Origin of the sequence: Sphingomonas oryzagri, assembly GCF_029906645.1 — a bacterium.
In the GTDB taxonomy this organism is placed as follows: Bacteria; Pseudomonadota; Alphaproteobacteria; order Sphingomonadales; family Sphingomonadaceae; genus Solisphingomonas; species Solisphingomonas oryzagri.
In genome coordinates, this window is sequence record NZ_JARYGZ010000001.1 from 153,893 (window position 1) to 179,647 (window position 25,755).

Below are 25,755 nucleotides of genomic sequence, written 5' to 3' on the forward strand. Positions count from 1 at the left end.
GGCCGGAGCTTTTGCTCCGGCCGGCTTTCTCCCACATGAAAGGGGCGGTGAGAGGGACGTGACGATGGCGACGGTGAAAGCGGCGAGCCTGCCCGGACGGGCGGCGATGGTACTGACGGTGGGGCTGTTCTTCCTGTGGGGAATGGCCAACAACCTGAACGACGTGCTGATCGCGCATTTCCGGCAGCTGTTCCGGCTGGACGACCTGCAGTCGGGCCTCGTCCAGTCGGCTTTCTATCTGGGCTATTTCTGTTTCGCCATTCCGGCCGCGAAGCTGATGCAGCGGTTCGGCTACCGCACGGCCGTGGTGATCGGGCTGGTGCTCTACGGCATCGGCGCGCTGCTGTTCTGGCCCGCATCGCTGATGCTCGATTATGGTGTCTTCCTCGCGGCCCTGTTCGTGATCGCGAGCGGGCTTGCCTTCCTGGAGACCGCCGCCAACCCGATGGTCGCCGCGCTGGGCACGCCCGAGACGGCGGAGCGCCGGCTCAATCTCGCACAGGCATTCAATCCGCTCGGCTCGATCACCGGCGTAGCGGTGGGCGCGACCTTCATTCTCTCCGATCCCGGCACGTCCGTTGCCACGCAGGCGGCGGCGGTGCGGATGCCGTATCTGGTGATCGCGCTGGTCGTGCTCGGCTGGGCCGGGCTGATCCTCGCGACCCGCTTCCCGGCGGTCGCTCTGCGCGATCCGGAAGCCGAGGAGGCCGTCCCCGGCGCGTTCCGCGCGCTTCTCGGCCGCCGTCGCTATCTCGCCGGCGTCGCCGCGCAATTCTTCTACGTTGGCGCGCAGGTCGGCGTGTGGAGCTTCCTGATCCGCTATGCCGCCGTCGCGCTGCCCGCGCTCGGCACGCGCCATGCCGCGTGGCTGCTGACCGGATCGCTCGTTCTGTTCATGGGCGGGCGCTTCGCCGGATCGGCGCTGATGGCGCGCATATCGGGCGCGCGGCTGATGCTGGCCTTCGCGCTGATCGACGCGGCGCTCTGCCTGCTGGCGGTGGCGACGGGTGGCGCGGTCGGCGTCGGCGCGCTGGTGCTGTCGAGCGCCTTCATGTCGATCATGTACCCGACCATCTTCGTGCTGGCGCTGCGCGGGCTCGGCCCGCTGACCAAGCCCGGTTCCTCGCTGATCGTGATGGCGATCATCGGTGGCGCGGTGCTGACGGCGCTGATGGGCCTGCTCTCCGACTGGGCGGGTACGATCCGCGCGGCGATGCTGGTGCCGGCGGCCTGCTTCCTGATCGTCGCCCTGTTCGCGCGGATACACTTGCGTGACGGGGAGGATGTGGCGGCATGATCGACGCGCACGTCCATCTCTGGCGGATCGGGCAGAACGACTGCACCTGGCCGACGGCGCAGGAAGCCGCCATCCACCGCGATTTCGAGATCGCCGAGTTGATCGCCACGCTGGATGCGAATGGCGTCGATCGCGCCGTGCTGGTCCAGAGCCAGGAAAGCCCGCGCGATACGGACTGGCTGCTCGATCTCGCGTGCGACAGCGATCGGATCGCCGGTGTGGTCGGCTGGGCCGATCTGCGCGACGCGGCCGCGGTGGTCGAGCGGGCGCACGATGCGATGCTCGTCGGCCTGCGCCCGATGGTGCAGGGCCGCGCGGCGGACTGGTATGACGACCCGGCGCTTGACGCAGGCTTCGCGGCGATGGCCGAGCACGGACTGGTGTTTGATGCGCTGATCCGGCCCCGGCATCTGCCGTCGCTGGCGAGACTGGCTGCGCGTCATCCGAAGCTCGCGATCGTCGTCGATCACGCGGCGAAGCCGGAAGGCCTGCCCCAATGGCGCGAGGCGATGGCACCGCTGGCCGGGTGCGAGAATGTCGGGGTCAAGCTGTCCGGCCTGCTCAGCGAGATCCGGGTGGATGACGTCACCGATGCCGTCGGGACGCTGCTCGCTTCGTTCGGCGCGGAACGACTGATCTGGGGCAGCGACTGGCCGGTGCTCACCATGGCGGACAGCTATTCTGGCTGGCTCGACATGGCCCGGACGCTGATCCCGGCCGACGATCACGAAGCCGTGTTCGGCGGCAATGCGGCCCGGCTCTATGGTCTGCGGGAGCCTGCGCATGGTTGATCTTCCCCGCCTCGGCATGGGCACCGCCGCGCTCGGCAATCTCTATCGCGCTATCTCCGACGAACAGGCGGAGGCTGCGGTCGCGGCCGCACTGGCCGGCGGCATCCGCTATTTCGATACCGCGCCGCATTACGGCTTCGGTCTCGCCGAGGAACGGCTCGGGCGTGCGCTCGGCGGGCGCAGCGACGTGATCGTCTCCACCAAGGTCGGGCGCCTGCTGAAGCCGGTCGAGAAGCCGACCCTGGAACGCCATGGCTTCGTCGATGCGCGGCCGTTCGAGCCGGTGTTCGACTATTCGGCCGACGCCGTGCTGCGCTCGCTCGACGACAGCCTCGCGCGCCTGCGCCGCGATCGGATCGACATCCTGTTCGCGCACGACATCGGGCAACTCACCCACGGTGACCGCCACGAGGAGCGACTGCGCGAGTTCATCGACGAGGGCTATCCGGCGATGCGCCGGCTGCGTGACGACGGCCGGGTCGATGCCATCGGCATCGGCGTGAACGAGGTCGCGGTCTGCCTCGATCTCATCGAACGGATCGATCTCGACCTGATCCTGCTCGCCGGGCGCTACACATTGCTCGATCGATCGGCGGCGGACCGCCTGCTGCCGGCCTGCGTCGCGCGCGGCGTGAAGGTGGTGATCGGCGGCCCCTACAATAGCGGTATCCTAGCCCGGCCGATCGCCGAGGGGGCCTGCTTCGATTACGCGCCGGCGTCGGATGCCGTCCTTTCCCGAGCGCGCGGCCTGCAGGCGACCTGCGATCGTTTCGACGTGTCGCTGCCCGCCGCCGCGCTCCAATTCCCGCTCCGCCATCCAGGCGTCGCCTCCGTCATCCCCGGCATGGCGAGCGCCGCCGAGGTCGCCGACACGCTGGCGCGGTTCGCCGCACCGGTGAGCGATGCGCTGTGGCCGGCCGTGGCGGAAATCCCCGCATGACCCAGCTCATCCTTCTCCATGAGGACGATAACGTCCTCGTCGTCGTCGCGCCGATCGCGGCGGGCGACCCTCTGACCGTAGCGGGCGGCACCGTGCCCGCGCGCGAGGGCATCACCATCGGTCACAAGGTCGCGCGGCAGGCGCTTCGTCCCGGCGACCGGGTGATCAAGTACGGCGCGCCGATCGGATCGATGATCGCGGCGGCCAGCGCCGGAGACTGGGTGCATCTTCACAACATGCGCAGCGATTACATCGCGGCCCATCTCAGGGCTGCACCAGAGGAACCGGAATGATCGAAGCCTTTCTGCGTCAGGACGGTCGCAAGGGGATCCGCAACGTCGTGGCGGTGGCGTATCTCGTCGAGTGCGCCCACCATGTCGCGCGCCGGATCGTCGACAAGGCGGACGATCCCGACGTGCATCTGATCGGCTTTCCGGGCTGCTATCCCAATGCTTATGCCGCCCGTGTGATGGAGGCGATCGCCACGCACCCCAATGTCGGCGGCGTGGTGCTGGTGTCGCTCGGCTGCGAGAGCTTCAACCGCGAACGCCTCGCCGACGTGGTGCGCGCGAGCGGGCGCCCGGTCGAGCTTCTGGTGATTCAGGAGGTCGGCGGCACGGCGGCGACGATCGCGGCCGGCATCGCGGCGGTGGAGCGGGTTCGCGAGGCGGCGGCCACCACACCGCGCGCGGCCATGGCGCTCGACGAACTGGTGATCGGCACGATCTGCGGCGGATCGGACGGGACGAGCGGCATCACCGCCAACCCGGCGGTCGGCCGCGCGTTCGACCGGCTGGTCGCAGCGGGCGCCACCTGCATCTTCGAGGAAACCGGAGAGCTGGTCGGCTGCGAGACAATCATGGCGGAGCGAGCAGTCACCCCCGGACTGGGGCGCGAGATCGAGGCCTGCGTCCACAAGGCCGAGCGTTACTACACGACGATGGGCTTCGGCAGCTTCGCACCTGGCAATGCCGAGGGCGGCCTCACCACCCAGGAAGAGAAATCCATGGGGGCCTATTCCAAATCCGGCTCCTCGCCGATCAGCGGCATCATCAAGCCGGGCGATGTGCCGCCGACGGGGGGCCTCTATTTGCTCGACGTGGTGCCGGACGGCGAGCCGCGCTTCGGCTTCCCCAACATTTCCGATAATGCCGAGATCGTCGAGATGATCGCCTGCGGGGCGCATCTCACGCTCTTCACCACCGGGCGCGGCTCGGTGGTCGGCTCGGCGATCTCGCCGGTGATCAAGATCTGCGCCAACCCGGAAACGGCACGGCGCCTCGCGGCCGACATGGATGTCGATGCCGGCCGCATCCTCGAAGGAGAAGCCAGCTTGGCCGAGGTGGGTAACGAGATTTTCGATCGGGTGATGGCCGTCGCGGCCGGCGAACGCAGCGTGTCCGAAGAACTGGGCCATCGCGAATTCATCCTGACCTACAAGGCGTTCGATCCGGTCGGCCCGGCCTGCCTTCCCCTCGTGCGGAGGGCCACGGCATGAGCGGCCGGCTGGCGGGCAAGACCGCGCTGATCACGGCGGCGGGGCAGGGCATCGGCCGCGCCACCGCGCTGTCCTTCATCGAGCAGGGCGCGCGGGTGATCGCGACCGACGTGCGCGAGGAATTGCTGGACGGGCTGGAAGGCTGCGAGCGTCGCCGGCTCGATGTGACGGACGCCGATGCCATCACCGCGCTCGCCGTGGAGATCGGCGCGATCGATATCCTGTGCAACGTGGCGGGTTTCGTCCACGCCGGCACCATTCTCGATTGCGATGAAAAGGCATGGGCCTTCTCGATCGATCTCAACATGACCGCGATGTACCGCACCATTCGCGCATTCCTGCCGGCGATGCTGGCGGCGGGCGGCGGCGCGATCGTCAACGTCGCGTCGATCGCGAGTTCGGTGAAGGGCATCCCCAACCGCTTCGCTTACGGCGCCACCAAGGCCGGCGTGATCGGCCTCACCAAGGCGGTGGCGGCGGATTTCGTGGGGCAGGGCGTGCGCTGCAACGCGATCTGTCCCGGCACGGTGGAATCGCCTTCGCTCCAGCAGCGATTGCGCGACACCGGCGATTATGAGGCCGCGCACAGCCAGTTCATCGCGCGCCAGCCGATGGGGCGGCTCGGCAGGCCCGAGGAGATCGCGGCGCTGGCGCTCTATCTCGCGAGCGACGAATCCGCTTTCACCACCGGCGCGGTGCACGTCATCGACGGCGGCTGGATCAACTGAGGAGCAAGACATGAAACTGGTTCGATACGGCGCGGCGGGTGCCGAGCGCCCTGGCCTGATCGACGCCGAGGGTGCGCTGCGCGATCTCACGGGACATGTCGAAGACATTGCCGGCGTAACGCTCACGCCTGAAGGCCTTGCCAGGCTGGCGACGATCGATCCGGCGACCCTGCCGCTGGTCGAAGAGCCGGTCCGCTTCGGGCCTTGCGTGGGCCAGGTCGGCAAGTTCCTGTGTATCGGCCTCAATTATTCGGATCATGCGGCCGAGACCGGCGCGACCGTCCCGCCCGAGCCGATCCTCTTCACCAAGGCGACCAGCGCGATCATCGGCCCGAACGACGACGTGGTCATTCCACGCGGATCGACCAAGACCGATTGGGAAGTGGAACTCGTCATCGTCATCGGCAAGCGGGCCAAATATGTCGGGGAGGCGGAGGCCGAGACGTATATCGCCGGCTATTGCCTGACCAACGACGTATCCGAGCGCGAATATCAGCTCGAGCGGCACGGCACCTGGGACAAGGGCAAGGGGTGCGACACGTTCGGCCCGATCGGCCCCTGGATGGTGACGCGCGACGAGATCGTCGATCCGACCGACCTCACCATGTGGCTGGAGGTGAACGGCCATCGCTACCAGGACGGCTCGACCGCCACGATGGTCTACAAGCCGGCCTTCCTCGTCAGCTATCTGAGCCAGTTCATGACGCTCCATCCCGGCGACATCATCGCCACCGGCACCCCGCCGGGCGTCGGCATGGGGCAGAAGCCGCCGCTCTTCCTGAAGGACGGCGATGTCATGGAACTCGGCATCGCGGGTCTCGGCACTCAACGGCAGCGGGTGGTCGCCGATCGTGGCTGATCGACAGCGGCACGTCCTGCTGCTCGATCTGATCGACGATGCGGATGCGATCGCACGCTACGAAGCCTGGCACGCGGACGGTGCGCTGCCTCCGGCGATCGGGCGCAGCATCCGCACCGCGGGCGTGACGGCGATGGATATCTATCGCGCCGGCACGCGGCTGGTGATGGTGATGGACACCGCCGAAGGTTTCGATCCGGCGGCTAAGGCCGCCGCCGACGCCGCCGACCCCGATGTGCAGGCGTGGGAAACGCTGATGGCGAGCGTGCAGCGCCCGATCCCCACCGCCGCGCCCGGCGAGAAATGGGTGGAAGCGGCGCGCATCTTCACGCTCGCCGGGCAACCGTAACGCGCGAAGGCGACCGGCGCAGTCGTCCGGTCGCCTTCGAGTAGCGGTGATCCGGAGGCGCCCCTCAGATCAGGCCGCGCCCCTCGATGCGCAGCCCCGGCACGAAGGCACCGGTTGTCGGGGCAGGCACGGCGAGGCGCAACGCATCCTCGTCCTGCGTGAACGTCACCGGGCCGCCGCCGTTCAGCGTGACCCGCTCGATCACGCCGCCCGCCGCGCGGCGGCCGAGGCAGGCGATGCGGGTCTCTCCGTCCGGCCAGTCGAGCAGGAAGAGGTTGAGGCCGCCATTGCTTGCCGTGATGCGGATGTCCTCGGCCGTATAGGGCTTCATCTCGGCCTCGCTCTGCATCCCCTTGGGCGGCACGTTGGGGCCTTCGCCGAATGTGCGCCACGGCCGCGTGCCGTAGATGCCGTCGCCGTTGATCGCGAACCAGCGCGCGAGATCGGCGAGGATCGCCTCCTCGTCGCTGTCGTGCGTGCCGTCGCCACGCAGCGGCACGGAGAGCAGCAGGTTGCCGTTCTTCGAGACGACGTCGCACAGGCGCTGCACCACCTGCTTGGCGCTCTTGTAGCCGTGGCGCTCGGCCAGCGGACGATCGTAGAACCAGCTGCCGATGCACGTATCGGTCTGCCAGGGATGCGGGCGGATCGCGTCGGCGAAACCGCGCTCGACATCCTCGACGATGCCGTAGCGCTGATAGGGTGAGAGCTGCTTGCCGGTCAGCACCACGTCGGGCGATCCGTGCCATTCGATCGCGCGATCGTAATAATCGGCCGCCGCCTCGATCCCGGCTTGCCCCAGCGGCAGGCCGTAGTCGTCGAAATAGACGAGATCGGGCCGATACTTCGCGACCAGTTCCTTCTGCCGGGCGAGCCACTTCGCGACATAGGCCTGCCCGCGCGGGCCGGGAGGTGCTGCTTCGCTCCACACGCCGTCGCGTGCCTCGTGCCACGCATTCATCGCCTTGATCGACCGGATGCCATCGGGCGGCGCGTAATAGGGGCCATTGTAGAGCTCCTGCGGATCGAGTCCGTCCCACCATTTGCCCGCGCCCTGTTCCTTGCGCAGATGATAGGCGTCGTAGCGCTGGCCCCGCATCGGCCCCTCGGCATCGTAGCCATAGGCGGTCTGCCACCAGTGCCAGCTGTGCGCGGCATGGTTGGAGACGCCGAAGCGCAGCCCGGCGTCGCGCGCGACCTTTTCCCACGTGCCGACGATGTCGCGCTTCGGCCCGACGCGCAGGGTGTTCCAGGCGTGATGGCTGCTGTCGAATGTATCGAGATTGTCGTGGTGGCAGGCGAGCGCGGTGAAATAGCGGGCGCCGGCCTTCTTGTAGAGGCCGATCAGCGTCTCCGGTTCCCAATTCCGGGCCTTCCAGAGATTTTCGATCTCCATGAAGCCGGCTCGGCTCGGGTGGCCGTAATGCTGCAGGTGATGCTGGTAGAAGGGATCGCCCTGCACGTACATCAGGCGGCCGTACCAGTCGCCGAATTCGGGCACCGCCTGCGCACCCCAATGTGCCCAGATGCCGAACTTGGCATCGCGGAACCAGTCGGGGATGCGCCATGCAGCCGCGAGCGAGGTCCAGTCCGGGCGGATCGCCGCGCCGCGCGCTGCGCCCGCGGCCAGCAGGGCAACCGAACCCGATCCCAGGAATCCGCGGCGCGTGAACATCGTGACCTCTCCTGTGCCAGCCCCTTGGCGGGACCGCAATTATCCAGCATATGTGAAAACCGATATCACCAATGGAATATGTCGACGCAAGCGCCAAAATGCGCGACGCTCGAACAGGGCATGAGAGGATAAGGCATGACGCATTTTCGAGCGCGCTGGCTGGCCGCGGCTGTTGCCGTTTTCGGGATCGCTGGCGCGCTCGCGCAGACGAAGGTGGATGGCGACCCGGCGGCGAACGATCCGGTCGGTATCGTCGCGGATCCCTGTCCGGTGCATCCGAAGCCCACCGACGCGGCGGGATGGCACATGTGGAACCTCCATATGCTGACCCGCGATTTCGGGCAGGTGTGTCGCTACCATGCCGACAATCTCGCGCTGATCGCGGCGCACTCGAAGGTGCGCGTGGTGTTCATGGGCGATTCGATCACCGACAACTGGCAGGTGCTCGACAAGACGATGTTCGGTGACGGCCTCGTCGACCGGGGCATCAGCGGGGAGACGACGCCGCAGATGCTGGTACGTTTCCGCGAGGACGTGATCGCGCTGCACCCGCAGGCGGTGCACATCATGGCCGGAACCAACGACATTGCGGGCAATACCGGCGCCGCGACGCTCTCCTTCGTGCAGGGCAATATCGAGAGCATGGCCGAGCTTGCCAGGCTGCACGGCATCAAGGTGATCCTCGCCTCGATCCCGCCGGCGGCCGCCTTCCCGTGGAGCCCGGACAAGCAACCGGCGCCCCAGATCGACGCGTTCAACGCCTGGCTGCGCGATTATGCCGCGCGCAACGGCTTCACCTATCTCGATTATCATGCGGCGCTGGCCGATGCGCAGGGCGGCATGAAGCCGGGCCTTTCCAGCGACGGCGTGCACCCGACCACGGCCGGCTATGCGATCATGCGCCCGCTGGCGCTGGCCGCCATCGCCAAGACGCTGGACCGTTGACGACGATCCTTGCGCGCACCGCCTGCGTGTGACGATCTCCGCCGGTCGCCTGACATGATCCGTTTATTTTCCAGCATCGCCTCCTCAGATATCGATCGATGGCAACCGGTGCCGCGAGCGGAGAGGGGGCTTTGAGTTCGGCGATGCTATTCGGCAGGCGATGCGGCATCGGTCTCGCGCTGATCGGCGCGGCCGGTATGGTGTTCTACGGCGTTCAGGAATTATTCGTGATGCTGCCCCACTGGCTTCGGCATCAGATCTGGAGCTGGCATGGCTGGTTCGAGCCAATGTTCTGTGCCGGCATGGTCATGGCTTTAGGCCTCGCGCCCGACCGGAAACCGGCCTCGAGTCCGCAGGACCCGTCTGGCCGGTAAATCCGCAGGCGATCCCGATGGGGATGGAGGCGGCGTCGCCCGCACGCCGCCTCCCGCGCTTCAATCCGATGCGACTTTCCCGATACCGGTGTATCGCAGCCCCGCCGCGATCACGTCCTCGGGCGGATAGATGTTGCGCAGATCGACCAGGATCGGCTGGCGCATCACGTTGGCGAGCCGCTTGAGATCCAGTCCACGGAAGGCGTCCCACTCGGTGATGATCACCAGCGCATCGGCATCGTCGGCGACCTCGTAGGCACCGCCCATGAAATCGACGTCGGTCAGCACCTTCTTCGCCTGCTCGATGCCTTCGGGATCGAAGGCGCGGACCCTGGCGCCGGCATCCTGCAGCGTCTGGATCACCGCGATGGCGGGCGAGTCGCGCATGTCGTCGGTGTTGGGCTTGAAGGTGAGGCCCAGCACGCCGACCGTCTTGCCGCGCACGTCGCCGCCCATCGCCTTGATCACCTTGCGGCCCATCGCGCGCTTGCGGGCGTCGTTGGCGGCGATGGTGGCCTCGACGATACGCAGCGGGCTTTCGTTGTCGTCCGCGGTCTTGAGCAGCGCCAGCGTGTCCTTGGGGAAGCAGGAGCCGCCATAGCCCGGCCCGGCGTGGAGGAACTTGCGGCCGATCCGGTTGTCGAGGCCGATGCCGCGCGACACCTCCTGCACATTGGCGCCCACCGCCTCGCACAGATCGGCGATCTCGTTGATGAAGGTGATCTTGGTCGCCAGGAAGGCGTTGGCCGCATATTTGATCAGCTCGGCGGTCCGGCGCCCGGTGAACATCACCGGGGCCGACTGGTTGAGCGACAGCGGGCGATAGATGGCGGCGAGCACGCTGCGCGCCGTCGCATCGTCGGTGCCGCAGACGACGCGGTCGGGCCGCTTGAAATCGTCGATCGCGGCGCCTTCGCGCAGGAATTCGGGATTGGATGCGACGACGATGCCCTTGTCCGGGCCGACTTCCGCGACGATCCGTTCCACTTCGTCGCCGGTGCCGACCGGGACGGTCGACTTGGTGACGAGCACGGCGGGCCCGTCCAGCGCCGCCACCACCTCGCGGACGGCGGCGAACACGTAGCTGAGATCGGCATGGCCGTCGCCGCGTCGCGATGGCGTGCCGACGGCGATGAACACCGCCTCCGCACCCTTCACGCCGGCGGCGAGATCGGTGGTGAAGGACAGCCGGCCGGCACGGAAGTTCGCGGCCACCAGCGCATCGAGACCCGGCTCGTAGATCGGCATGACGCCGCGTTCCAGCGCTTCGATCTTGGCGGCGTCCTTGTCGACGCACACCACCTCATGACCGAAATCCGAGAAGCAGGCCCCCGAAACGAGGCCGACATAGCCCGTCCCGATCATCGTGATGCGCATTGCGTGTATCCGTTCCCGTCAGCGGTAGCGCGTCGGCGCATTGCATCAGTCGCGGGCGGGCGCAAGCGCCGGCCGCGACGAGCAGACTTTCCATGCCGCAAACCTGAGGGCGGAAAACCCAAGGTGCACAAAACACTTTCCTACATGTACCAATATGGATAAATGATTCGACCTTGTTCGCCTGATGAGGCTCATGACGAGGGAGAATCGCGATGACAGACACGCCGCGCCGGGTAATGGCGCCCGCTTCATTCGTACCGGAACATGCGCTCGCATTCGCCGATCCTGCCGGCAACGCCGTGGCTGTCGGGGCGAATAACCCGCTGCCGATCCGCGCGGCGATCCAGCCGTCGGGCATTGCTCCGCTATCGGGTTCCACAGCCTCCAGCGGCAGTTTCGGCCCCTATGCCCCGGCACTCGGCCGGCAGATGGTGGTTTCGCTGTCGGGTAGCTGGTCCGGCACCGTGCAACTGTTGCGCTCGATCGACGGCGGGGCGACCCGCCTGCCGCTGACCGCCGGCGGACAGTCCTGGGCGACCTTCACCGGCAATTGCAACGAGCCGATCGGCGAAGAGGGCGAGGCGGGCGCGACCTACTGGCTGTCGGTCAGCCTGACGAGCGGCACGCTGACCTATCGGGTGGCGCAATGAGCGCGCTCGACGCGGTTGCGCGCGGGCTGGCTTCGCAGGCCATGGGGCGGGGGCGCACCGGCATCCGGCTCGCCGCGCTGGGCGATTCGATCGTCGAGCATGGGCGCTATCCGGCCACAGGCCAGATCGACACGACCAAGCTGAGGACCGATGCGTGGGGCTTCACCACCTGGGCCACGATCCTGTCCGGCCGGCGTTTCGCCTTCGACTTGTCGGCCAATTTCGGGCTGGCGGGCGATACCCTGGTGGCGGGCGGACCCAATCCGGGCATGGCGAGCCGGGTACCGGCGATCCTGGCGACGCGGCCCCATGCCGTGATCCTGATGGCCGGCACGAACGACGACACCGCGTTGACCGGCGCGGCGCAGAGCTACGGCGTGCTGAAGGCGATCTGCCGGACGCTGACCGCGGCGGGCATCAAGGTCGTGCTGATGACGACCCTGCCGCGGGCCAGCTTCGCCGCGCTCACCACGCCGCAGATCCTCTACGCGCGGCAGCAGGCGGCGCAGCGGCGCCATCTCTGTTTCGCGCTGGCGAAATCATTGGACAATGTGTTCGTGTTCGATGCCGCCGCCCTGTTTCAAAGCCCGACGGCCGCCGGGCTTGCCGATGCCGGGCTGTTCTTCGATGGGGTCCACCCCAACAACAAGGGTGCGTTCGTGTTGGGGCGCGCGCTCGCCACCTATCTGGGGCAGATCTTTCCGGGGACCGCCTACGCGGCCGATCTCGGCTACGATCCGGTCGGCGACGCTTATGATGCGAGCGCCAATCCGAGCGGCAACCAGCTGGCGAACCCGACGCTGCAGGGAGCGGTCGCGCTGTCCGGCACCTATTGGTCGGGTGTGGCGCCGACCGGCTGGACCGGGAGCAACAGCAATGGCGGGCCGGCCGGCGTGGTGACGCGCGGCGCCGGTGCGCAGCTCGCGGCACGGCCGGACGGGCTTCCGGGCACGCAATGGCAGATGACGCTGGGCAATGCCTCGGCCGCAGCCGCCAATGGCGGTTACGGGCAGGCGCTCAGCCTCTCGCAGACGCTGACGGCCGGCATCGTGCCGGGTGCGGCGATGCAGGCCCGCATGGCGGTGGACGTCGCCGGATCGCCGGTGTCGCTATGGGGCGTGCGGCTGCAGATCCGGTTCCGCGATGCCGGCGGCGCATCGATCTACACGGTGGCCGACGGCGAACCGCAGACGGCAGGCGGTGGCTTGCCGGACGGCGTGGCGTGGAGCGGCGTGCTGGAGACGCCCGCCTGCATCGTGCCGGCGACGGCGGCTTCGGCAATTGTGTCGATCGATGCCTATCTCGATCAGACCAACGCGTCGGCGGCCGCCGTCATCCAGCCGAAATACGCGCATTTCGGGCGGATCGTCTCCGCCTGAGCGATAGGCGTCAGCGGCCGGACGGGGCGGTCGCTGGCGTCTTGCCCTGCCACGGCATCCAGTCCGGCACGCGGCCCTGGCCGAGTAGCCAGGTGCGGGTGAAGGCGGATTTGGTCGCCGCCCAGTAGATCGCGTAGCTCAGCACCAGGGCGATGAGCATGATCGGCCAATCGGGCATGAACGGCTGGAGGTGTATCTGCACCAGCTTGTGCACGAACATGATGACCAGCGCCGCCTGCCCGATGCTGGCGCAGAAGCGGGTGGCAGGCTCGACCGGGCCCAGCGCGCGCGCCAGCCGCAGCAGCAGGTAGGATACGGACAGCGCCGCCGGCACGTTCAGCCAGATCGATCCGTAGGTCATATATTTCATGTCGAAATCGGGCGCGTAGGCCATGCTCGCGATCGCGATGGCGAGTGCCGGCAGCACGACCCACCACGGCTCCGTTCCGCGCTCGCGATAGGCGGCGCCGGCCCAGAAGAAAAAGAAAGCGAGCGGCACCTGGCTGATCGCCCAGGGCGTCCGGATCGGCGGCGTCAGGTAGGAGAGGACGAGCATGGCGAGCGCGATCAGCGTCATCCAGCGTGTCGTCGCGCCGTGCAGCCGCCAGGCCAGCGCGGCATAGAGCAGGTTGGCGAAGAACAGGCTGGTGATGAACCAGGCGACCGTCAACGTATCGTGCAGGAAATTGCCGCCGATCGCGAACTTGCCGATGACGATCAGCGGCTTGAGCGGCAGCGACGGCTTGAGGCCGTCGAACGCGCAAAACAGCCAGTCGAACCCGGTGATCAGCACCAGATAGGCCGCATAGGGCACCAGCAGCGTCATGACACGACGGCCGACCAGCGCCTTGGGGTCCGTCCGCTTGAAGACGTACCCCGAGATCGCGAAGAACAGCGGCATGTGGAACAGGTAGATATAATGGTGGAGCCAAGGGCGGCTCGTCACATGGCCGATCACCACCAGCACGATGCCGATGCCCCGCAGCGAATCGATCCATTCCACGCGCGCGGGCTTGGCCGAGACGGCCGTGCCCGCCGATGTCGCGATCGTCATGCTGCGTATCCCCGATCCGGTTCCGTCGAAATGCTGCCAAGCAGCATTGATGTCGCGATGCCGTCAAGCCCCGGCCGCCGCATATGGGCGAAAGGTTGCGAAGCCTTCACTTGTCACCTTCCGTTCAACTCCCCCATGCTGGAATGCCCGCCGCTATTGGAGCTGAACCGATGACCCATCGTGCGCGACGCCGTTCCCTGATGCTGACCTCCGCGATCTGCCTGGTGGCGTTCGTGGCACCGGCCGACGCGCGCAGGCATCATCGTCCCCCTGCGGCGGCGACGGGTTCCTCCTCATCCCCCGCGGCGTCGCCGGCATCCGCGGGGCGCCCGGCGGGCGCGGTGATCCCATCGGCCTTCGCCCAGCCCGGTGACGCGGACGACGGCCCGGCGATCGGTCGCGCGGCGGCGGCGGCGGTCGCGCGGGGCGTGCCCCTCTATATCGATCGGGACTACCGCTTTTCGGGCACGCTGCAGCTGCCACCCAATCTCGTGCTGCGATCCGACTTCTCGGACACGAAGCGGCTGATCAGCACCGGCACGGGCGACGGCATCGTGATTTCAGGCCCGATCGACATGGACGGCGTGGTGATCGACGGCGCCCTGCCGCAGGATGCGCAGCGCAGCACGAACATCGTCAGCGGGCATTGCCTGATCGGTATCCACGGCGACATGAAGGGCAACCCCTCCTATCTGTCGGGCGTGCGCATCGGTCGCCTGCGCATCCAGAACACCGATCGGATCGGCATCGTCCTGGCGAACCTGGCGGACGTGCAGGTCGGGCGGCTGGAACTGCATCGCATCTACCACGCCGCCTCGATCTGGACGGGCATGAAGGGTGGCCATGTCGGTCAGCTGATCGCGGACGACATCGGCAACCTGCGAACCTCCGGCCATCGCGGCGGGCAGGCCTTCCTGATGACCGCGGAGCCGGCCGTGCAGACCGACTGGTACGCCATTCCCGGCGCGTTGCCGGTATCCGGGTTCCAGCTCGACAACGCGCGGATCACACGGACCACGGACACCGCCTTCTACGTCAACGACGATCGCGCCAAGGGGATAGACGGGCTGGTCATCGGCACCGTCACGATCGACACGGCGGGCAAGGATGGGTTCAAGATCCGTTCCGCGTTCCGCCCGGTCACCAACACCCGGATCGGATCGGTGCAGGTGAAGCGCGTGGCCGGTGTCGGCTTCTCGCTCCAGCATGTCCGGCGGGTCGCCGCGCAGACCGTGTCGGTCGATCAGGCGGGTTACGATGCCGTGGGCGACATCCTCGGCCACCCCGCGCCGTTCAACGGCGATACGCTCGCCCGCTCCATCTCCAACGTGCCGGAAGGCGTGGCGATCGTGAACAGCGATATCGTCTCGATCGCCAACCTGAACGTGTCGCACGTCACCGGCAGCCCCGCCAATGGCGCGGAAGGCAACGGCATCAGCCTCGCCGGCAACAAGCAGGTCAGCATCAACGGCAATATCGACGATACGGCGGGGGCCGGACTGCGCGACAGCTCGAATGCCGACATGGACATGGCGCTGACGCTGCGGGACGTCAGCCGGCGGGCGGCGGGCGGTGCGTTCGCGCTCGTCACCAACGACAGCCGGCCGTGGAACGCGACCGCATCCTATGCGGCGGGGGACGTGGTGACGCTGAACGGCGGGGCGTTCCGCGCGATCGACCAGAATAGCGGGCAGTCCCCGCCCGATGCCGCGCACTGGGCGCCGGTGAACGGCGACGGCAGCGGCAATCGCTATCGGCTGCGCATGATCGAAAGCAGCGGCCGGCCCTTCGCGGGCAATGCGCTTCGCGTGAACGGCGCGCCGGACGGGATGGACGTCGTCGTCCAGGCCGATCCGAAGGTGTTTACGCGCAGCGGCGGCGCGGTGGATCGCATCTCGCCGGCGGCGCGCATGGTCCGCCACGATGTCGAGGATACGCAGGACAATTGAGTGGCGGCGGCGAGCCGCTCAGGTCACGAGATCGGACGGCTTGCCCTCGTTCTTCGGCACGACCGGCCGCAGCCGGAAATCCTTGCGGCCGAGCTGGATCAACGGCTTTTCGAGGAACCGGTAGGACAGCATCGCCGCGCCGACGCATACCGCCAGCGTGACGAGCACGTAGAGGATCGCGCCGTAACCGTGCGCGTAGCGCCCGATCGCCATCGTCATCAGCCGCACCACGAACATGTGGCACAGATAGAGGCTGTAGGACGCATCGCCGACCTGCTGGAGCAGGCCCTTGGGGCCGCCCCATTCGAGCATCCGCACCATCGCGGTGGAGAAGGTCAGCCCCCCGACGATCAGCGCGGCGGCGACGCCCCAGGTGATGCCGCGCACGTTGAAGCCTGCTTCGGAGACCGGCCACAGCGCCACCGTGCCCTGCCATGCGGCGATGCCCACAACCACCATCGCGATGCCCGCCCAGGTCGGTATCGAGACGCCGCGCCGGAACAGCATCGCGATGCCGGCGCCGAACGCGAACTCCAGAATGCACGATCGCGTCCAGTACCAGATTTGCGGATAGTCCGTGGTGATGAACAGGCCCGCGATCGTCGCGCCGACGAACAGCAGGGTGAGCGCCGTCACGGTGCGCCGCACGTTGAGCGCGATCAGCACGGCCATGCTGATGTAGAACACCATCTCGTAATTCAGCGTCCAGCCGAGGCCAAGCACCGGCTCGATCACCATCCCGTCCGGCCGTAGCCACGGGATGAACAGGAACGATGCGATGGCGTAGGGGGCATCGATGCTGGCGTGATGCACGGTATGCGACGCGAACAGTATCGGCAGCAGGATCAGCGCCGTGTAGAGCCAGTAGAGCGGCACGACGCGGACCAGCCGCTTCTTCATGAAATCCGCCGCGGGAGCGACGCCGGTCGGGCGCCCCGCGGTGACATGGTACATGATGAAACCGCTGATCACGAAGAAGATGTCGACGCCGAACTGCCACGTCATCAGGAACGGCAGCAGATGGTAGCGATCCGGAACGCCGTGCTGGATCAGTTCCTTGGAGATGTGCGAGATGGCGACCAGGGTGGCCGCTATCGCACGCAGGCTCTGAATGTGGTTGATCCGGCGTGCTTCGCTCATGGTCTTCCTGTTGATGGCCGGTGGAGGGTCAGACGGATCTTCCCGCCATGGCGGCGGTGCGCCGCGCCTGGATCGCGCGGCGTTTCATCGCAAGCGGCGCCCTCTGGCGCACCGCGACGACAAGGAAGGCGCAGGCGACGATCGGCGCGAAGATGCGCGTGCCATAACCCAGGAACCAGGCATTGGGGCTCCAGATCACCGCGGCGATATTGATCGCGTAGAAGGGCGCGGCGGCAAAATTGCCACGTCGCACCAATGTGCCCAGCCAGCCGGAAATCGCGCCCCATACGAAGGTGAACAGCAGGGAGCCCGCCATCCCGAAGTCCTGAATGGCGAAGCGATAGAAGGTCATCGCGTTGGTGACCTGCCCGTTGCCGATGTCGGTATCGTTCAGGAACGTGTCGACGCCGTTGCCCGAGGCGCCCAGCAGGCTCGCGATGCCCCGGAAGGTCATCACGCCGTAGCTCATCGTGCCGTCCCACTGCTCCTCGGCCCATACCGAGATGCCGGGCAGGTAGCCCGCGATCCATGGACGCATGTGCTCGACGATCGCGGAAAAATTGCTGGCGCGATTGCCGGCGCGGATCGTCTGCATGAACAGGATGAGCGCGACGAGCGCGACGACCACGCCCGCGGTCCACGATATTGCGCGGCGACTGAAGAGTACGCCCTCGCGGCGGCGCATCACGAGGCCCGTCGCCAGGCCGCCGAACATGATCACGATGGGCACGATCGTGCCACCGCGCACCGATGTCACCGCGCTCAGCAGGAAGCCCGGCAGAACTGGCAGCAGACATTCCCAAAGCGTGATGTTGAAACGACGGCGGCCAAGCCCGATGACCATGCCCGCGACGGTGGCGCCGCCGAGCGGGAAGATGCCGCAGATCTTGCTGAGCAGGTTCTGTTCGACGTCATAATTGCGGATCGCCGCGTTGGCATCGCGCACGGCGCTGAAATAGGAACTCATGTCCACCAGCTCGCTCGGGTGGAAACCCAGCTGCCGCGCGAAATAGATTGGCGAGAGCATCCCGACCAGGGTCGTGGCCCAGATGAACGGCCGGAGCCACGCGATCTGACGCTGATATTGCACCGCCGCAGCACCGCGGATCGGCCGTGCGGTGATCGTCTCGGTCAGCCAGCAGCCCGCGAGAAAACAGGCGACCCCGACCATCACGAAGAGTGTCATCCGGTTCATGATCGCGAACACGCCGCCGAACAGCAGCGCGAACAGGAACATGAAGCCCCAGGCCGTGCTCCAGAAAAAGCGGGGCAGCGAGCCCCGGCCGCCGGCAAGCGCCGCCATCTGATGCGCGGACACGATCAGCAGCAACAGAGTTGCGGTGGCGATGAGCAGCATCGTCTTGTCTCCGGCGCCGGCTCACGCGCCCGGCTCTACGGTGGAATCGCGACCCAAGTGGCACATATCGACCGCGCCCGCTAGACCGATAGAGGCGGGAAACGGCTCGACGAGGGACTGGCACGCCAAATGCTGCGATAGCGAACGTCTCGACCGTTTTGTGCAACAATCCGGCGACAATTTCCCGGCAAGGGTCAGAATTGTCGCCGCCACCGGGCATGCGAGGCGCCATGCTGCGACTGCGGATGCCTTGTCCCGCGTGGAGGCATCTGTTAGCTCCATGATCGAGGGGGGCGGCCGGCGGTCCATGAAGATCTGCGTTTTCCAGAACTGGGGATTGGGCGACCTCGTGATGACCGTTCCGGTCGTCGCGGAGATGCGCAGGCTGTATCCGCAGGCCGAGATCACGCTGATCGTTCGCGGCGGCCCGCAGCGCGCCCTGATGGAGGGAGCGCCGGTCGTCGATCGCATCCTTTCGATGCCGAAGAACGGGGAGCGCGCCAAGCTGCTCGGCTTCTTCCGGGGTCTGCGGAAATATCGCTTCGATTGCGCCTATATCGGTACCCGCATCACGCCGTTGTCGGCGCTGCTGCTGCGTGTCGTTGCCGGCGTGCGCACGATCGTCGGTGATTCCGATAAATTGCGCTGGCTCTATGCCCATGCCGGGCGCGTCGATCCCGCGCAGCATCGCGTCGATCGGATGCTGGAGACGCTTTCGCTATGGACCGGCCAGCCGGCCGCCGCGCCCAGTTTTCCGCTGCCGCTGTCCGACAAGGCCAAGGCGGACGGTGTGGCGTTGCTCGCCGATCTCGGCGTCACGCCGGGCGGCTTTCTCGCGATTCACCCCGGCAGCAGCAAGAATCTCGCCGGCGAGAAGCGGATCCCCGTCGATATGGCGAAGGCGCTGATCGCGCGCGTCCGTGCCGAGGTGCCCGGTGCCAAGGTGGTGGTGATGTTCGGGCCGGACGATCTCGATCTCGTGCCCGCGTTCGAGCCGTTCGACGAGACGGTCGTCGCCGTGAAGAACGTGCCACTCGACGTCACGAAGGCGGTGCTGGCCGAAGCGGCCTGCTTCGTCGGCAGCGATTCCGCGCTCGGCCATATCGCGGCCGCCTTCGGCGTGCCGACGGTGACGCTGGCCGGCCCCACCATCCCGACCGAGACGCGCCCCTATGGCGCGCAGGCGTCCGTGCTGACGCGCGGCGAGCGACTGCCCTGCCAGCCGTGCTGGGGCACGGCGCTGCACGGCAAATGCCCGTATGACGCGCAATGTATGCGGGACATTCCGGGGGACAGCCTGAGCGGTCTGGTCATTCCCGCACTGGCGGCGGCGCATGGGCGAGAGCCGGCGCACGCAAGCCGCTAGCGCGATCTCGAGACAAGGACGAGGAACAGGCGCGATGCAGGCAGGCAAGGGTTTCGACGTGGGCGGCTGGCGTGGGCGCCGCGTGCTCGTGCTGGGCGACGTGATGCTCGATCGCTTCGTCTACGGGCACGTCGAACGCATTTCGCCCGAAGGGCCGATCCCGGTGCTGCGCTTCGACAACGAGAAGCTGATGCTGGGCGGCGCCGCCAACGTCGCGCGCAACATCGCGAGCCTGGGCGGCGTGCCGGTGCTGGTCGGCGTATTGGGCGAGGACGCCGAGGCCGATCTCATCACCGGCACCCTGCTGGGTGAGGACGGGATCGAGGGGCGGCTTCTGCGCCACGGTGGCCACCCCACGACGGTCAAGACGCGCTTCGTCGCCGCCGGCCAGCAGATGCTGCGCCTCGATGTGGAGAAGATGCTGGTGCTCGACGCCGGCCTGCGCGACCGGCTCGCAGGGCAGGTGGAAGAGGCGATCGAGGGTCTCGGCGCAATCGTGCTGTCCGATTATGCCAAGGGCGTGCTCAGCCCCGAACTGGTGTCGGCGGTGATGGCGATCGCCGCGCGGCACGGCGTGCCGGTGGTCGTCGATCCCAAGCGTGTCGACGCATCGGTGTATCGTGGTGCGCGGGTGATGACGCCCAACGCGCTGGAGGCCCTGCAGGCCACCGGCTTCGACACCTCCACCGACGAAGGGGCCGAAGCCGCCGCGCGGATGCTGTGCGAGAAGGGCGGGGTGCAATCCGTGGTGCTGACGCGCGGCGCGCAGGGCATGACGATCTACGCGCCGGGCGAGGAGGAGGGGAGTGTCCCCGTCCATATCCCGACCGCAGCATCGGAAGTGTTCGACGTGTCCGGCGCGGGCGACACCGTGATCGCGACGCTCTCGCTCGGCATTGCGGCCGGGCTGCCGATCGCGCGCGCGGCGGCGCTCGCCAACGCGGCGGCGGGCGTCGCGGTGGCGAAGCTCGGCACGGCGGCGGTGCACGCCAGCGAATTGCAGCGCGCGCTGTTCGATCGCTCGGTCTCCGATCAGGAAAACAAGGTGCTCGGCGGCGACGACGCGATCGCGCAGGTGCGGCGCTGGCAGGCGGAGGGGCGGAGCGTCGGCTTCACCAACGGCTGCTTCGATCTGGTCCATCCCGGCCACATCGCCATCCTGCAGAAGGCGCGCGCGGCGTGCGACCGGCTGGTGGTGGCGCTCAACACCGATGCCTCGGTCAAGCGCCTGAAAGGCCCGTCGCGTCCCGTGCAGACCGAGACGGCGCGCGCCATCGTGATGGCCTCGATCGGCGCGGTCGATCTGGTGACGTTGTTCGACGAGGACACGCCGATCGATCTGATCGAGGCGCTGCGCCCCGACGTGCTGATCAAGGGCGCCGACTATCGGATCGATCAGGTCGTGGGTGCCGACATCGTGCGCCAGCAGGGCGGTCGCGTGGTGTTGATCCCGATCGAGGAAGGCCACAGCACGACGTCGATCATCGCGCGGGCGGGCTGACGACGATGACGGACGGCGCAGGGCGGCCGTTCGCGGTCGTCGATCGGGACGGGACGCTGATCGAGGATCGCGTCTACCTCGCCGATCCGGACGGCATCGCCTTCCTGCCCGGCGCGATCGAGGGCCTGCGGGCGCTGCGCGAAGCCGGGTTCGGCATCGTCATGGCCACCAACCAGTCGGGCATCGCGCGCGGTTATTTCGACGAGGCGGCACTGGCGCGGATTCACGCTCGCCTAACGGCCCTGCTGGCGGCCGAGGGGCTGTCGCTCGACGCGATCTATCATTGCCCGCACGGGCCGGACGACGGCTGCGACTGCCGCAAGCCGCTGCCGGGCATGGTCGCGCAGGCGATGGCAGATTTCGGTTTCCGGGCGGACGAGGCGGTGTTCATCGGCGATACCGCCGCGGACATGGGCGCCGCCGCGGCGAGCGGGCTGACCGGCATCCAGGTCTACCTTCCCGCCGGCGCGGCGCCGGCGCCCGGCGCGACCCACGTTGCGCCCGATTTCGCGCACGCCGCGCGCGTCGCCATCGATCTTCACATCCACAAAAGCGGAGTGGCCCAGCCATGCACATAGTCACCGGCGGGGCCGGCTTCATCGGATCGAACATCGCCGCCGCGCTGGACGAGGCGGGCGAGGACGTCGCCATCGTCGACTGGCTGGGCGACGACGACTGCAAGTGGCGCAACATCGCCAAGCGTCGGCTCGCCGACGTCGTCGCGCCGGAGGATCTGCCCGCCTTCCTCGCCAAGCATGACGGCCGGATCGAGGGCATCGTCCACATGGGCGCGATCTCGACCACCACCGAGCGCGACGTCGATCTCATCGTGCGCAGCAACATCCGCCTGTCGATCGACCTGTGGGAGCATTGCGCGGCGGCCGGCATCCCGTTCGTCTACGCTTCTTCCGCCGCGACCTACGGCGATGGCGAAGCCGGCTTCGTCGATCGCTCCGACGAGCCGCACCTCGCCACGCTCAAGCCGCTCAACGCCTATGGCTGGAGCAAGCACATGTTCGATCGCTGGGTGCGCCGGCGGCTGGACACCGGCGGCACCGCGCCGCCGCGCTGGGCGGGCCTGAAGTTCTTCAACGTCTACGGGCCGAACGAATATCACAAGGGCGGCCAGCGCAGCGTCGCGCACCAGGTGTTCGAGCAGATCCGGGACAAGGGGCAGGTGCGGCTCTTCAAGTCCGACAATCCCGATTATGCCGACGGCGAGCAGCTGCGCGACTTCGTGTGGGTGGGCGATTGCGTGGACATCGCGCTGTGGGCGCTGCGCCAGTCCGATCGGCCGGACGTCTACAACAGCGGCAGCGGCACGCCGCGTTCCTTCCGCGACATCGCCGAGATCATGTTCCGGCTGATGGGGCGCGAGCCGAACATCGAATATATCGATCTGCCCGAGGCGCTGCGCGGCAAGTACCAATATTATACCTGCGCCTCGCTCGAGAAGCTGCACGGCGCCGGCTACAACCAGCCGCCGACATCGCTGGAGGCGGGGCTGAAGGCCTATCTGGAGGAGTTCCTCGCGGGTGAGGACCGGTTCCGGTAACGGCCGATGCCGAGCCTTCGCAAGCTGAGGCTGTACGCATCGGCCGCGCGCCACATCCCGATCCGGTCCGTGCTGATGCGCGGCGTACGGGAGGTGCGGACGCGCCGGCTGCGCGCGGGGTTCTATCGGATCGCGCAGGTAGCGGACGCCGCGCTCTGCGCGCGCATCGCCGACCGGATCGCGCGGCCGGATTTCGTGGCGTCGGCGCGCCGGCTGGCCGAGCTGACGGCGAGCACCTATCGCTTCGATCCTGCGGGGCCGAGCCTGCATTTCCTCGGCTCGGGCGACGTGGTGGATCTGGCCGGCGTGCGCGACGTGCCGTGGCGCGTGCCCGGCGCGATCCCCGCGTCGGACGTCAACCGCGCCTTCTTCATCGCGTTCGTCGAACATGCGACGCTGGCGGTGCAGCACGATCCGGCGGCAGGCCTGGATCACATCGCCGACATGATCGCGCAGCTCGATGCGAGCGGCCGACCGACCGCCAGCTATCTCAGCATCCCGTGGCAGCCGCTGCCGGCGGCACGGCGGCTCGCCAACCTGCTGTGCGCGGCGTCGCTCGCGCTCGCGGCCGATCCGGCGCTGGCGGACAGCCCGGCCCTCCGCACGATCGTCGGCCATGTGCTTGCCTGCGAGCAGGTGGTCGATCGGTTGCGCGAGGACGATCTGGGCTTCAACCATCTCGCCACCGACATTTTCGGGCAATGCCTCGCTGCGGCGGCGCGGGACGATGCGCCGCTGCTCGCCCGACGCGCGCGCGAGTTCGTCGCCGCGATGGATGCGCAGGTCGGCGCGGACGGCTTTCAGCTCGAACGATCGGCTACCTATCAGGCGCATCTGCTCGGCCATTTCGACGTGCTGCTGGCGGGCGGTCTGCTGACCGGCGGCGCGGCGGGGCAGGGCGCGGCGCTGGCCGAGCATATGCGCGGCGCGCTGGCGGTGCTGACCCATCCGGATGGCGGCTTCGCGGTGTTCAACGATTGCGCGGACGGAGACGGCCCGTCGCCCGCGAGCCTCGGCGTGGATCCCCGCCCGCCGGAACAGGGCATCCGCATGCTGGCGGAGGCGGGTTTCGCGCGGCTGGATGCCGGCGGTTCCGCCGTACTGTTCGATGTCGGCAAAGGCGGGCCGGACGAGGCGCCGGGCCATGCCCATGCCGATTTCCTCTCGATCGAGCTTTCGGTCGATGGGCACCGTTTCATCGTCGATCCGGGCGTGGCGAGTTACAAGCCCGGCCCCGAACGCGACTGGACACGATCCGCCCACTCGCACAACGGCCCCGCCTTCGACGGGCTGGAGCCGATGGAGATGTTCGGCGCGTGGCGCGTCGGGCGGCGCGGGCGGGCCTTCACCATCGCCAGCCCGTTCGACGGGGCGCTGACCGCCGCCGCCACCCAGACCGGCTATGATCGTGCCGGTGCCCGCAGCGGTCGTACGGTCGCGCTCTCGCCCGATGGCGCGCTGGCTATCGTCGATGCCTGGGCGGGGCGGGGCGGCGGCGGCTCCCGTTTCCTGATCGATGGCGACTGGGCGATCGCGGCGGAGGCCGGCAACAGCCTGACTTTCCGGCACGGCGACGGTGCCGAACTGGTCGTCGGGATTTTCGGGGGCACGGTCGCGCACCGGGCGGCCAGCCACTTCCGTTTCGGCCCGCGCCGTGCCCTGTCGGCGATCGAGATCCGTGTCGAACCGTCCGGCGATGCCCGTCATTGCGCGCTCACGGTCCGCAGGCCGAGTGCCGATCCGATATGGGACGCGGCATCGCTCGCCGCCGCAGGCGAGGCGCTTCTCCACACCATCCCATCCGCCCGACCAGACAGGAACGATCATGTCCGCTGATTACGCGATCGCCGCGTTCAAGGCCGCCGCCGCCGATGCCCGGCGCTGGCTGTTCGAGGAGGCTGCGCCGTTGTGGTGCACCGCGGGTCGCCATCCCGATGGCATGTTTGTCGAGGCATTCTCTCCCGCCGGCGAGCCGAGCCAGGGCGACCGCCGGCTGCGCGTGCAGGCGCGGCAGATCTTCGTGTTCTGCGAACTGGGCCGGCTTGGCTGGGACGGGCCGTGGCGCGACGCGGTGGCGCAGGCCGTCGACGTCCTGGTGGCGCGTGGACAGCGTGAGGACGGCTTCATGATCCACCGCTTCGGACCGGACGGCCAGCCGTCCGACCGTCGCGCCGACCTGTACGATTCGGCTTTCACGCTGTTCGCGCTCGGCCATGCCTCACAGATGCTGGAGCGGCCCGATCTGCTGGCGCCGGCGGAGCGGCTGATGGCGGCGATCGAGCGCGACTGGACCAATCCGCAAGGCGGTTTCGACGAAGGCGAGATCGACGGCCCGCCGCGCCGCCAGAACCCGCACATGCACCTGCTCGAAGCGATGATCGTGCTCTGGCAGGCGACCCGCGACGAAGCGTGGGCGGATCGCGCACGCGCGCTCGCGACGCTGGGCCGGGATGCGTTCATCGAGCCTGCCACCGGCGCGCTCACCGAGTTTTTCGCGCCGGACTGGTCGCGCCCCGATACGGACGAGGGCCATGCCGTCGAACCCGGCCATTGCTTCGAATGGGCGTGGCTGTTCGCGATGCTCGGCAAGGAGGGGCTGTTCGATCCGGCACCGTCGCAGCGCCTGGCGGCGTTCGGCCGCGCGCACGGCGTCGTCGACGGCGTTGCGATCAACGTCGTGAAGCTGGACGGCAGTGTCGTCGATGCCGGTGCGCGCCTCTGGCCGCAGACCGAGCGGATCAAGGCAGCCGTCACGCCGTTGTGGCACGATCCCGCCGACACCGGTGCGATGGCGGAGGCGACCGCCGCGTGGCAGGGCCTCAAGCGCTATTTCGACGTGCCGGTGAAGGGATCGTATCGCGACAAGCTGAAGCCCGACGGCAGCTGGGTGGAGGAGGCGGCGCCGGCCAGCTCGCTCTATCACATCACGCTGGGCATCGCCGAACTGATCCGCGCGGCCGAACTGATGTAG

24 protein-coding genes are annotated in these 25,755 nt (G+C 68.0%); 19 read left to right on the top strand and 5 right to left on the bottom strand.

What is annotated here, in order from left to right:
* The first annotated feature begins 64 nt into the window (after window positions 1–64).
* From QGN17_RS00775 to QGN17_RS00810, 8 genes are read left to right on the top strand one after another with little or no spacing between them, the layout of a single operon-like run.
* Window positions 65–1,297, top strand: a complete 1,233-nt coding sequence (locus QGN17_RS00775; protein ID WP_281042609.1) for a sugar MFS transporter — start codon at window positions 65–67, stop codon at window positions 1,295–1,297.
* Window positions 1,294–2,088 carry an amidohydrolase family protein gene (locus QGN17_RS00780; protein WP_281042610.1) on the top strand — a complete coding sequence of 265 codons (795 nt, stop codon included), beginning with the start codon at window positions 1,294–1,296 and terminating at the stop codon, window positions 2,086–2,088. The genes QGN17_RS00775 and QGN17_RS00780 overlap by 4 nt, the downstream gene beginning before the upstream one ends.
* Window positions 2,081–3,028 carry an aldo/keto reductase gene (locus QGN17_RS00785; RefSeq protein WP_281042611.1) on the top strand — a complete coding sequence of 316 codons (948 nt, stop codon included), beginning with the start codon at window positions 2,081–2,083 and terminating at the stop codon, window positions 3,026–3,028. Before QGN17_RS00780 ends, QGN17_RS00785 begins: the two co-directional genes overlap by 8 nt.
* Window positions 3,025–3,321, top strand: a complete 297-nt coding sequence (locus tag QGN17_RS00790; RefSeq protein ID WP_281042612.1) for a UxaA family hydrolase — start codon at window positions 3,025–3,027, stop codon at window positions 3,319–3,321. The genes QGN17_RS00785 and QGN17_RS00790 overlap by 4 nt, the downstream gene beginning before the upstream one ends.
* Window positions 3,318–4,526, top strand: coding sequence for a UxaA family hydrolase (locus QGN17_RS00795; RefSeq protein ID WP_281042613.1), 1,209 nt, complete (start codon window positions 3,318–3,320; stop codon window positions 4,524–4,526). Before QGN17_RS00790 ends, QGN17_RS00795 begins: the two co-directional genes overlap by 4 nt.
* The gene (locus tag QGN17_RS00800) at window positions 4,523–5,254 is read left to right on the top strand and encodes an SDR family oxidoreductase (protein WP_281042614.1); all 732 of its coding nucleotides are present in this window, start codon (window positions 4,523–4,525) and stop codon (window positions 5,252–5,254) included. Before QGN17_RS00795 ends, QGN17_RS00800 begins: the two co-directional genes overlap by 4 nt.
* A gap of 10 nt (window positions 5,255–5,264) precedes the next feature.
* A complete protein-coding gene (locus QGN17_RS00805; protein ID WP_281042615.1) occupies window positions 5,265–6,113 on the top strand; it encodes a fumarylacetoacetate hydrolase family protein in 849 nt (282 codons plus the stop codon).
* Complete coding sequence (locus tag QGN17_RS00810) at window positions 6,106–6,462, top strand: L-rhamnose mutarotase (protein ID WP_281042616.1); 357 nt, start codon at window positions 6,106–6,108, stop codon at window positions 6,460–6,462. Before QGN17_RS00805 ends, QGN17_RS00810 begins: the two co-directional genes overlap by 8 nt.
* Before the next feature lie 64 nt (window positions 6,463–6,526).
* On the opposite strand, the gene QGN17_RS00815 is transcribed toward QGN17_RS00810, so the two are convergent.
* The gene (locus QGN17_RS00815) at window positions 6,527–8,137 is read right to left on the bottom strand and encodes an alpha-L-fucosidase (RefSeq protein WP_281042617.1); all 1,611 of its coding nucleotides are present in this window, start codon (window positions 8,135–8,137) and stop codon (window positions 6,527–6,529) included.
* 135 nt (window positions 8,138–8,272) lie between these two features.
* On the opposite strand from QGN17_RS00815, the gene QGN17_RS00820 reads away from it, so the two are divergent.
* The gene (locus tag QGN17_RS00820) at window positions 8,273–9,082 is read left to right on the top strand and encodes an SGNH/GDSL hydrolase family protein (RefSeq protein ID WP_281042618.1); all 810 of its coding nucleotides are present in this window, start codon (window positions 8,273–8,275) and stop codon (window positions 9,080–9,082) included.
* A 98-nt stretch (window positions 9,083–9,180) separates the two neighbouring features.
* Window positions 9,181–9,456, top strand: coding sequence for a hypothetical protein (locus QGN17_RS00825; RefSeq protein WP_281042619.1), 276 nt, complete (start codon window positions 9,181–9,183; stop codon window positions 9,454–9,456).
* A 60-nt stretch (window positions 9,457–9,516) separates the two neighbouring features.
* On the opposite strand, the gene QGN17_RS00830 is transcribed toward QGN17_RS00825, so the two are convergent.
* On the bottom strand, window positions 9,517–10,833 hold the full coding sequence (locus tag QGN17_RS00830; protein WP_281042620.1) for a UDP-glucose dehydrogenase family protein: 1,317 nt from the start codon (window positions 10,831–10,833) through the stop codon (window positions 9,517–9,519).
* A gap of 212 nt (window positions 10,834–11,045) precedes the next feature.
* Between QGN17_RS00830 and QGN17_RS00835 the strand changes: the two genes are divergently transcribed.
* Entirely contained in the window at window positions 11,046–11,483 is a 438-nt protein-coding gene (locus tag QGN17_RS00835; RefSeq protein ID WP_281042621.1) for a hypothetical protein, read from the top strand.
* Entirely contained in the window at window positions 11,480–12,862 is a 1,383-nt protein-coding gene (locus QGN17_RS00840; protein ID WP_281042622.1) for an SGNH/GDSL hydrolase family protein, read from the top strand. Before QGN17_RS00835 ends, QGN17_RS00840 begins: the two co-directional genes overlap by 4 nt.
* 10 nt (window positions 12,863–12,872) lie before the next feature.
* Here the strand turns inward: QGN17_RS00840 and QGN17_RS00845 are convergent, their stop codons facing one another.
* Entirely contained in the window at window positions 12,873–13,916 is a 1,044-nt protein-coding gene (locus tag QGN17_RS00845) for an acyltransferase family protein (RefSeq protein ID WP_281042623.1), read from the bottom strand.
* Window positions 13,917–14,086: 170 nt separating this feature from the next.
* Here QGN17_RS00845 and QGN17_RS00850 point away from each other — a divergent pair, with 170 nt between their 5' ends.
* The gene (locus QGN17_RS00850) at window positions 14,087–15,865 is read left to right on the top strand and encodes a hypothetical protein (protein ID WP_281042624.1); all 1,779 of its coding nucleotides are present in this window, start codon (window positions 14,087–14,089) and stop codon (window positions 15,863–15,865) included.
* Between the two features lie 18 nt (window positions 15,866–15,883).
* On the opposite strand, the gene QGN17_RS00855 is transcribed toward QGN17_RS00850, so the two are convergent.
* Window positions 15,884–17,005 carry an acyltransferase family protein gene (locus tag QGN17_RS00855; RefSeq protein WP_281042625.1) on the bottom strand — a complete coding sequence of 374 codons (1,122 nt, stop codon included), beginning with the start codon at window positions 17,003–17,005 and terminating at the stop codon, window positions 15,884–15,886.
* 28 nt (window positions 17,006–17,033) lie between these two features.
* Entirely contained in the window at window positions 17,034–18,362 is a 1,329-nt protein-coding gene (locus QGN17_RS00860) for an O-antigen polymerase (protein ID WP_281042626.1), read from the bottom strand.
* Between the two features lie 307 nt (window positions 18,363–18,669).
* Between QGN17_RS00860 and QGN17_RS00865 the strand changes: the two genes are divergently transcribed.
* From QGN17_RS00865 to QGN17_RS00890, 6 genes are read left to right on the top strand one after another with little or no spacing between them, the layout of a single operon-like run.
* Window positions 18,670–19,728, top strand: coding sequence for a glycosyltransferase family 9 protein (locus tag QGN17_RS00865; RefSeq protein WP_281042627.1), 1,059 nt, complete (start codon window positions 18,670–18,672; stop codon window positions 19,726–19,728).
* Between the two features lie 34 nt (window positions 19,729–19,762).
* Window positions 19,763–21,229, top strand: a complete 1,467-nt coding sequence (gene rfaE1 / locus QGN17_RS00870) for a D-glycero-beta-D-manno-heptose-7-phosphate kinase (RefSeq protein ID WP_281042628.1) — start codon at window positions 19,763–19,765, stop codon at window positions 21,227–21,229.
* Between the two features lie 5 nt (window positions 21,230–21,234).
* Complete coding sequence (locus QGN17_RS00875) at window positions 21,235–21,807, top strand: D-glycero-alpha-D-manno-heptose-1,7-bisphosphate 7-phosphatase (protein ID WP_281042629.1); 573 nt, start codon at window positions 21,235–21,237, stop codon at window positions 21,805–21,807.
* Window positions 21,798–22,784 (top strand): ADP-glyceromanno-heptose 6-epimerase, encoded by a 987-nt coding sequence (gene rfaD / locus QGN17_RS00880; RefSeq protein ID WP_281042630.1) that lies wholly within the window; start codon window positions 21,798–21,800, stop codon window positions 22,782–22,784. Before QGN17_RS00875 ends, rfaD begins: the two co-directional genes overlap by 10 nt.
* A gap of 6 nt (window positions 22,785–22,790) precedes the next feature.
* Window positions 22,791–24,620, top strand: coding sequence for a heparinase II/III family protein (locus QGN17_RS00885; RefSeq protein ID WP_281042631.1), 1,830 nt, complete (start codon window positions 22,791–22,793; stop codon window positions 24,618–24,620).
* A complete protein-coding gene (locus tag QGN17_RS00890) occupies window positions 24,610–25,755 on the top strand; it encodes an AGE family epimerase/isomerase (RefSeq protein ID WP_281042632.1) in 1,146 nt (381 codons plus the stop codon). The genes QGN17_RS00885 and QGN17_RS00890 overlap by 11 nt, the downstream gene beginning before the upstream one ends.

Bases quoted from the DNA above. Each gene is read 5' to 3' on its own strand.
- QGN17_RS00775 (WP_281042609.1), top strand. From the start codon at position 65: ATGGCGACGGTGAAAGCGGCGAGCCTGCCCGGACGGGCGGCGATGGTA.
- QGN17_RS00815 (WP_281042617.1), bottom strand. From the start codon at position 8,137: ATGTTCACGCGCCGCGGATTCCTGGGATCGGGTTCGGTTGCCCTGCTG.
- QGN17_RS00885 (WP_281042631.1), top strand. From the start codon at position 22,791: ATGCCGAGCCTTCGCAAGCTGAGGCTGTACGCATCGGCCGCGCGCCAC.
- QGN17_RS00830 (WP_281042620.1), bottom strand. From the start codon at position 10,833: ATGCGCATCACGATGATCGGGACGGGCTATGTCGGCCTCGTTTCGGGG.
- QGN17_RS00780 (WP_281042610.1), top strand. From the start codon at position 1,294: ATGATCGACGCGCACGTCCATCTCTGGCGGATCGGGCAGAACGACTGC.
- QGN17_RS00840 (WP_281042622.1), top strand. From the start codon at position 11,480: ATGAGCGCGCTCGACGCGGTTGCGCGCGGGCTGGCTTCGCAGGCCATG.
- QGN17_RS00845 (WP_281042623.1), bottom strand. From the start codon at position 13,916: ATGACGATCGCGACATCGGCGGGCACGGCCGTCTCGGCCAAGCCCGCG.
- QGN17_RS00825 (WP_281042619.1), top strand. From the start codon at position 9,181: ATGGCAACCGGTGCCGCGAGCGGAGAGGGGGCTTTGAGTTCGGCGATG.
- rfaD (WP_281042630.1), top strand. From the start codon at position 21,798: ATGCACATAGTCACCGGCGGGGCCGGCTTCATCGGATCGAACATCGCC.
- QGN17_RS00855 (WP_281042625.1), bottom strand. From the start codon at position 17,005: ATGAGCGAAGCACGCCGGATCAACCACATTCAGAGCCTGCGTGCGATA.
- rfaE1 (WP_281042628.1), top strand. From the start codon at position 19,763: ATGCAGGCAGGCAAGGGTTTCGACGTGGGCGGCTGGCGTGGGCGCCGC.
- QGN17_RS00785 (WP_281042611.1), top strand. From the start codon at position 2,081: ATGGTTGATCTTCCCCGCCTCGGCATGGGCACCGCCGCGCTCGGCAAT.
- QGN17_RS00890 (WP_281042632.1), top strand. From the start codon at position 24,610: ATGTCCGCTGATTACGCGATCGCCGCGTTCAAGGCCGCCGCCGCCGAT.
- QGN17_RS00790 (WP_281042612.1), top strand. From the start codon at position 3,025: ATGACCCAGCTCATCCTTCTCCATGAGGACGATAACGTCCTCGTCGTC.
- QGN17_RS00865 (WP_281042627.1), top strand. From the start codon at position 18,670: ATGAAGATCTGCGTTTTCCAGAACTGGGGATTGGGCGACCTCGTGATG.
- QGN17_RS00820 (WP_281042618.1), top strand. From the start codon at position 8,273: ATGACGCATTTTCGAGCGCGCTGGCTGGCCGCGGCTGTTGCCGTTTTC.
- QGN17_RS00800 (WP_281042614.1), top strand. From the start codon at position 4,523: ATGAGCGGCCGGCTGGCGGGCAAGACCGCGCTGATCACGGCGGCGGGG.
- QGN17_RS00805 (WP_281042615.1), top strand. From the start codon at position 5,265: ATGAAACTGGTTCGATACGGCGCGGCGGGTGCCGAGCGCCCTGGCCTG.
- QGN17_RS00875 (WP_281042629.1), top strand. From the start codon at position 21,235: ATGACGGACGGCGCAGGGCGGCCGTTCGCGGTCGTCGATCGGGACGGG.
- QGN17_RS00850 (WP_281042624.1), top strand. From the start codon at position 14,087: ATGACCCATCGTGCGCGACGCCGTTCCCTGATGCTGACCTCCGCGATC.
- QGN17_RS00860 (WP_281042626.1), bottom strand. From the start codon at position 18,362: ATGCTGCTCATCGCCACCGCAACTCTGTTGCTGCTGATCGTGTCCGCG.
- QGN17_RS00835 (WP_281042621.1), top strand. From the start codon at position 11,046: ATGACAGACACGCCGCGCCGGGTAATGGCGCCCGCTTCATTCGTACCG.
- QGN17_RS00795 (WP_281042613.1), top strand. From the start codon at position 3,318: ATGATCGAAGCCTTTCTGCGTCAGGACGGTCGCAAGGGGATCCGCAAC.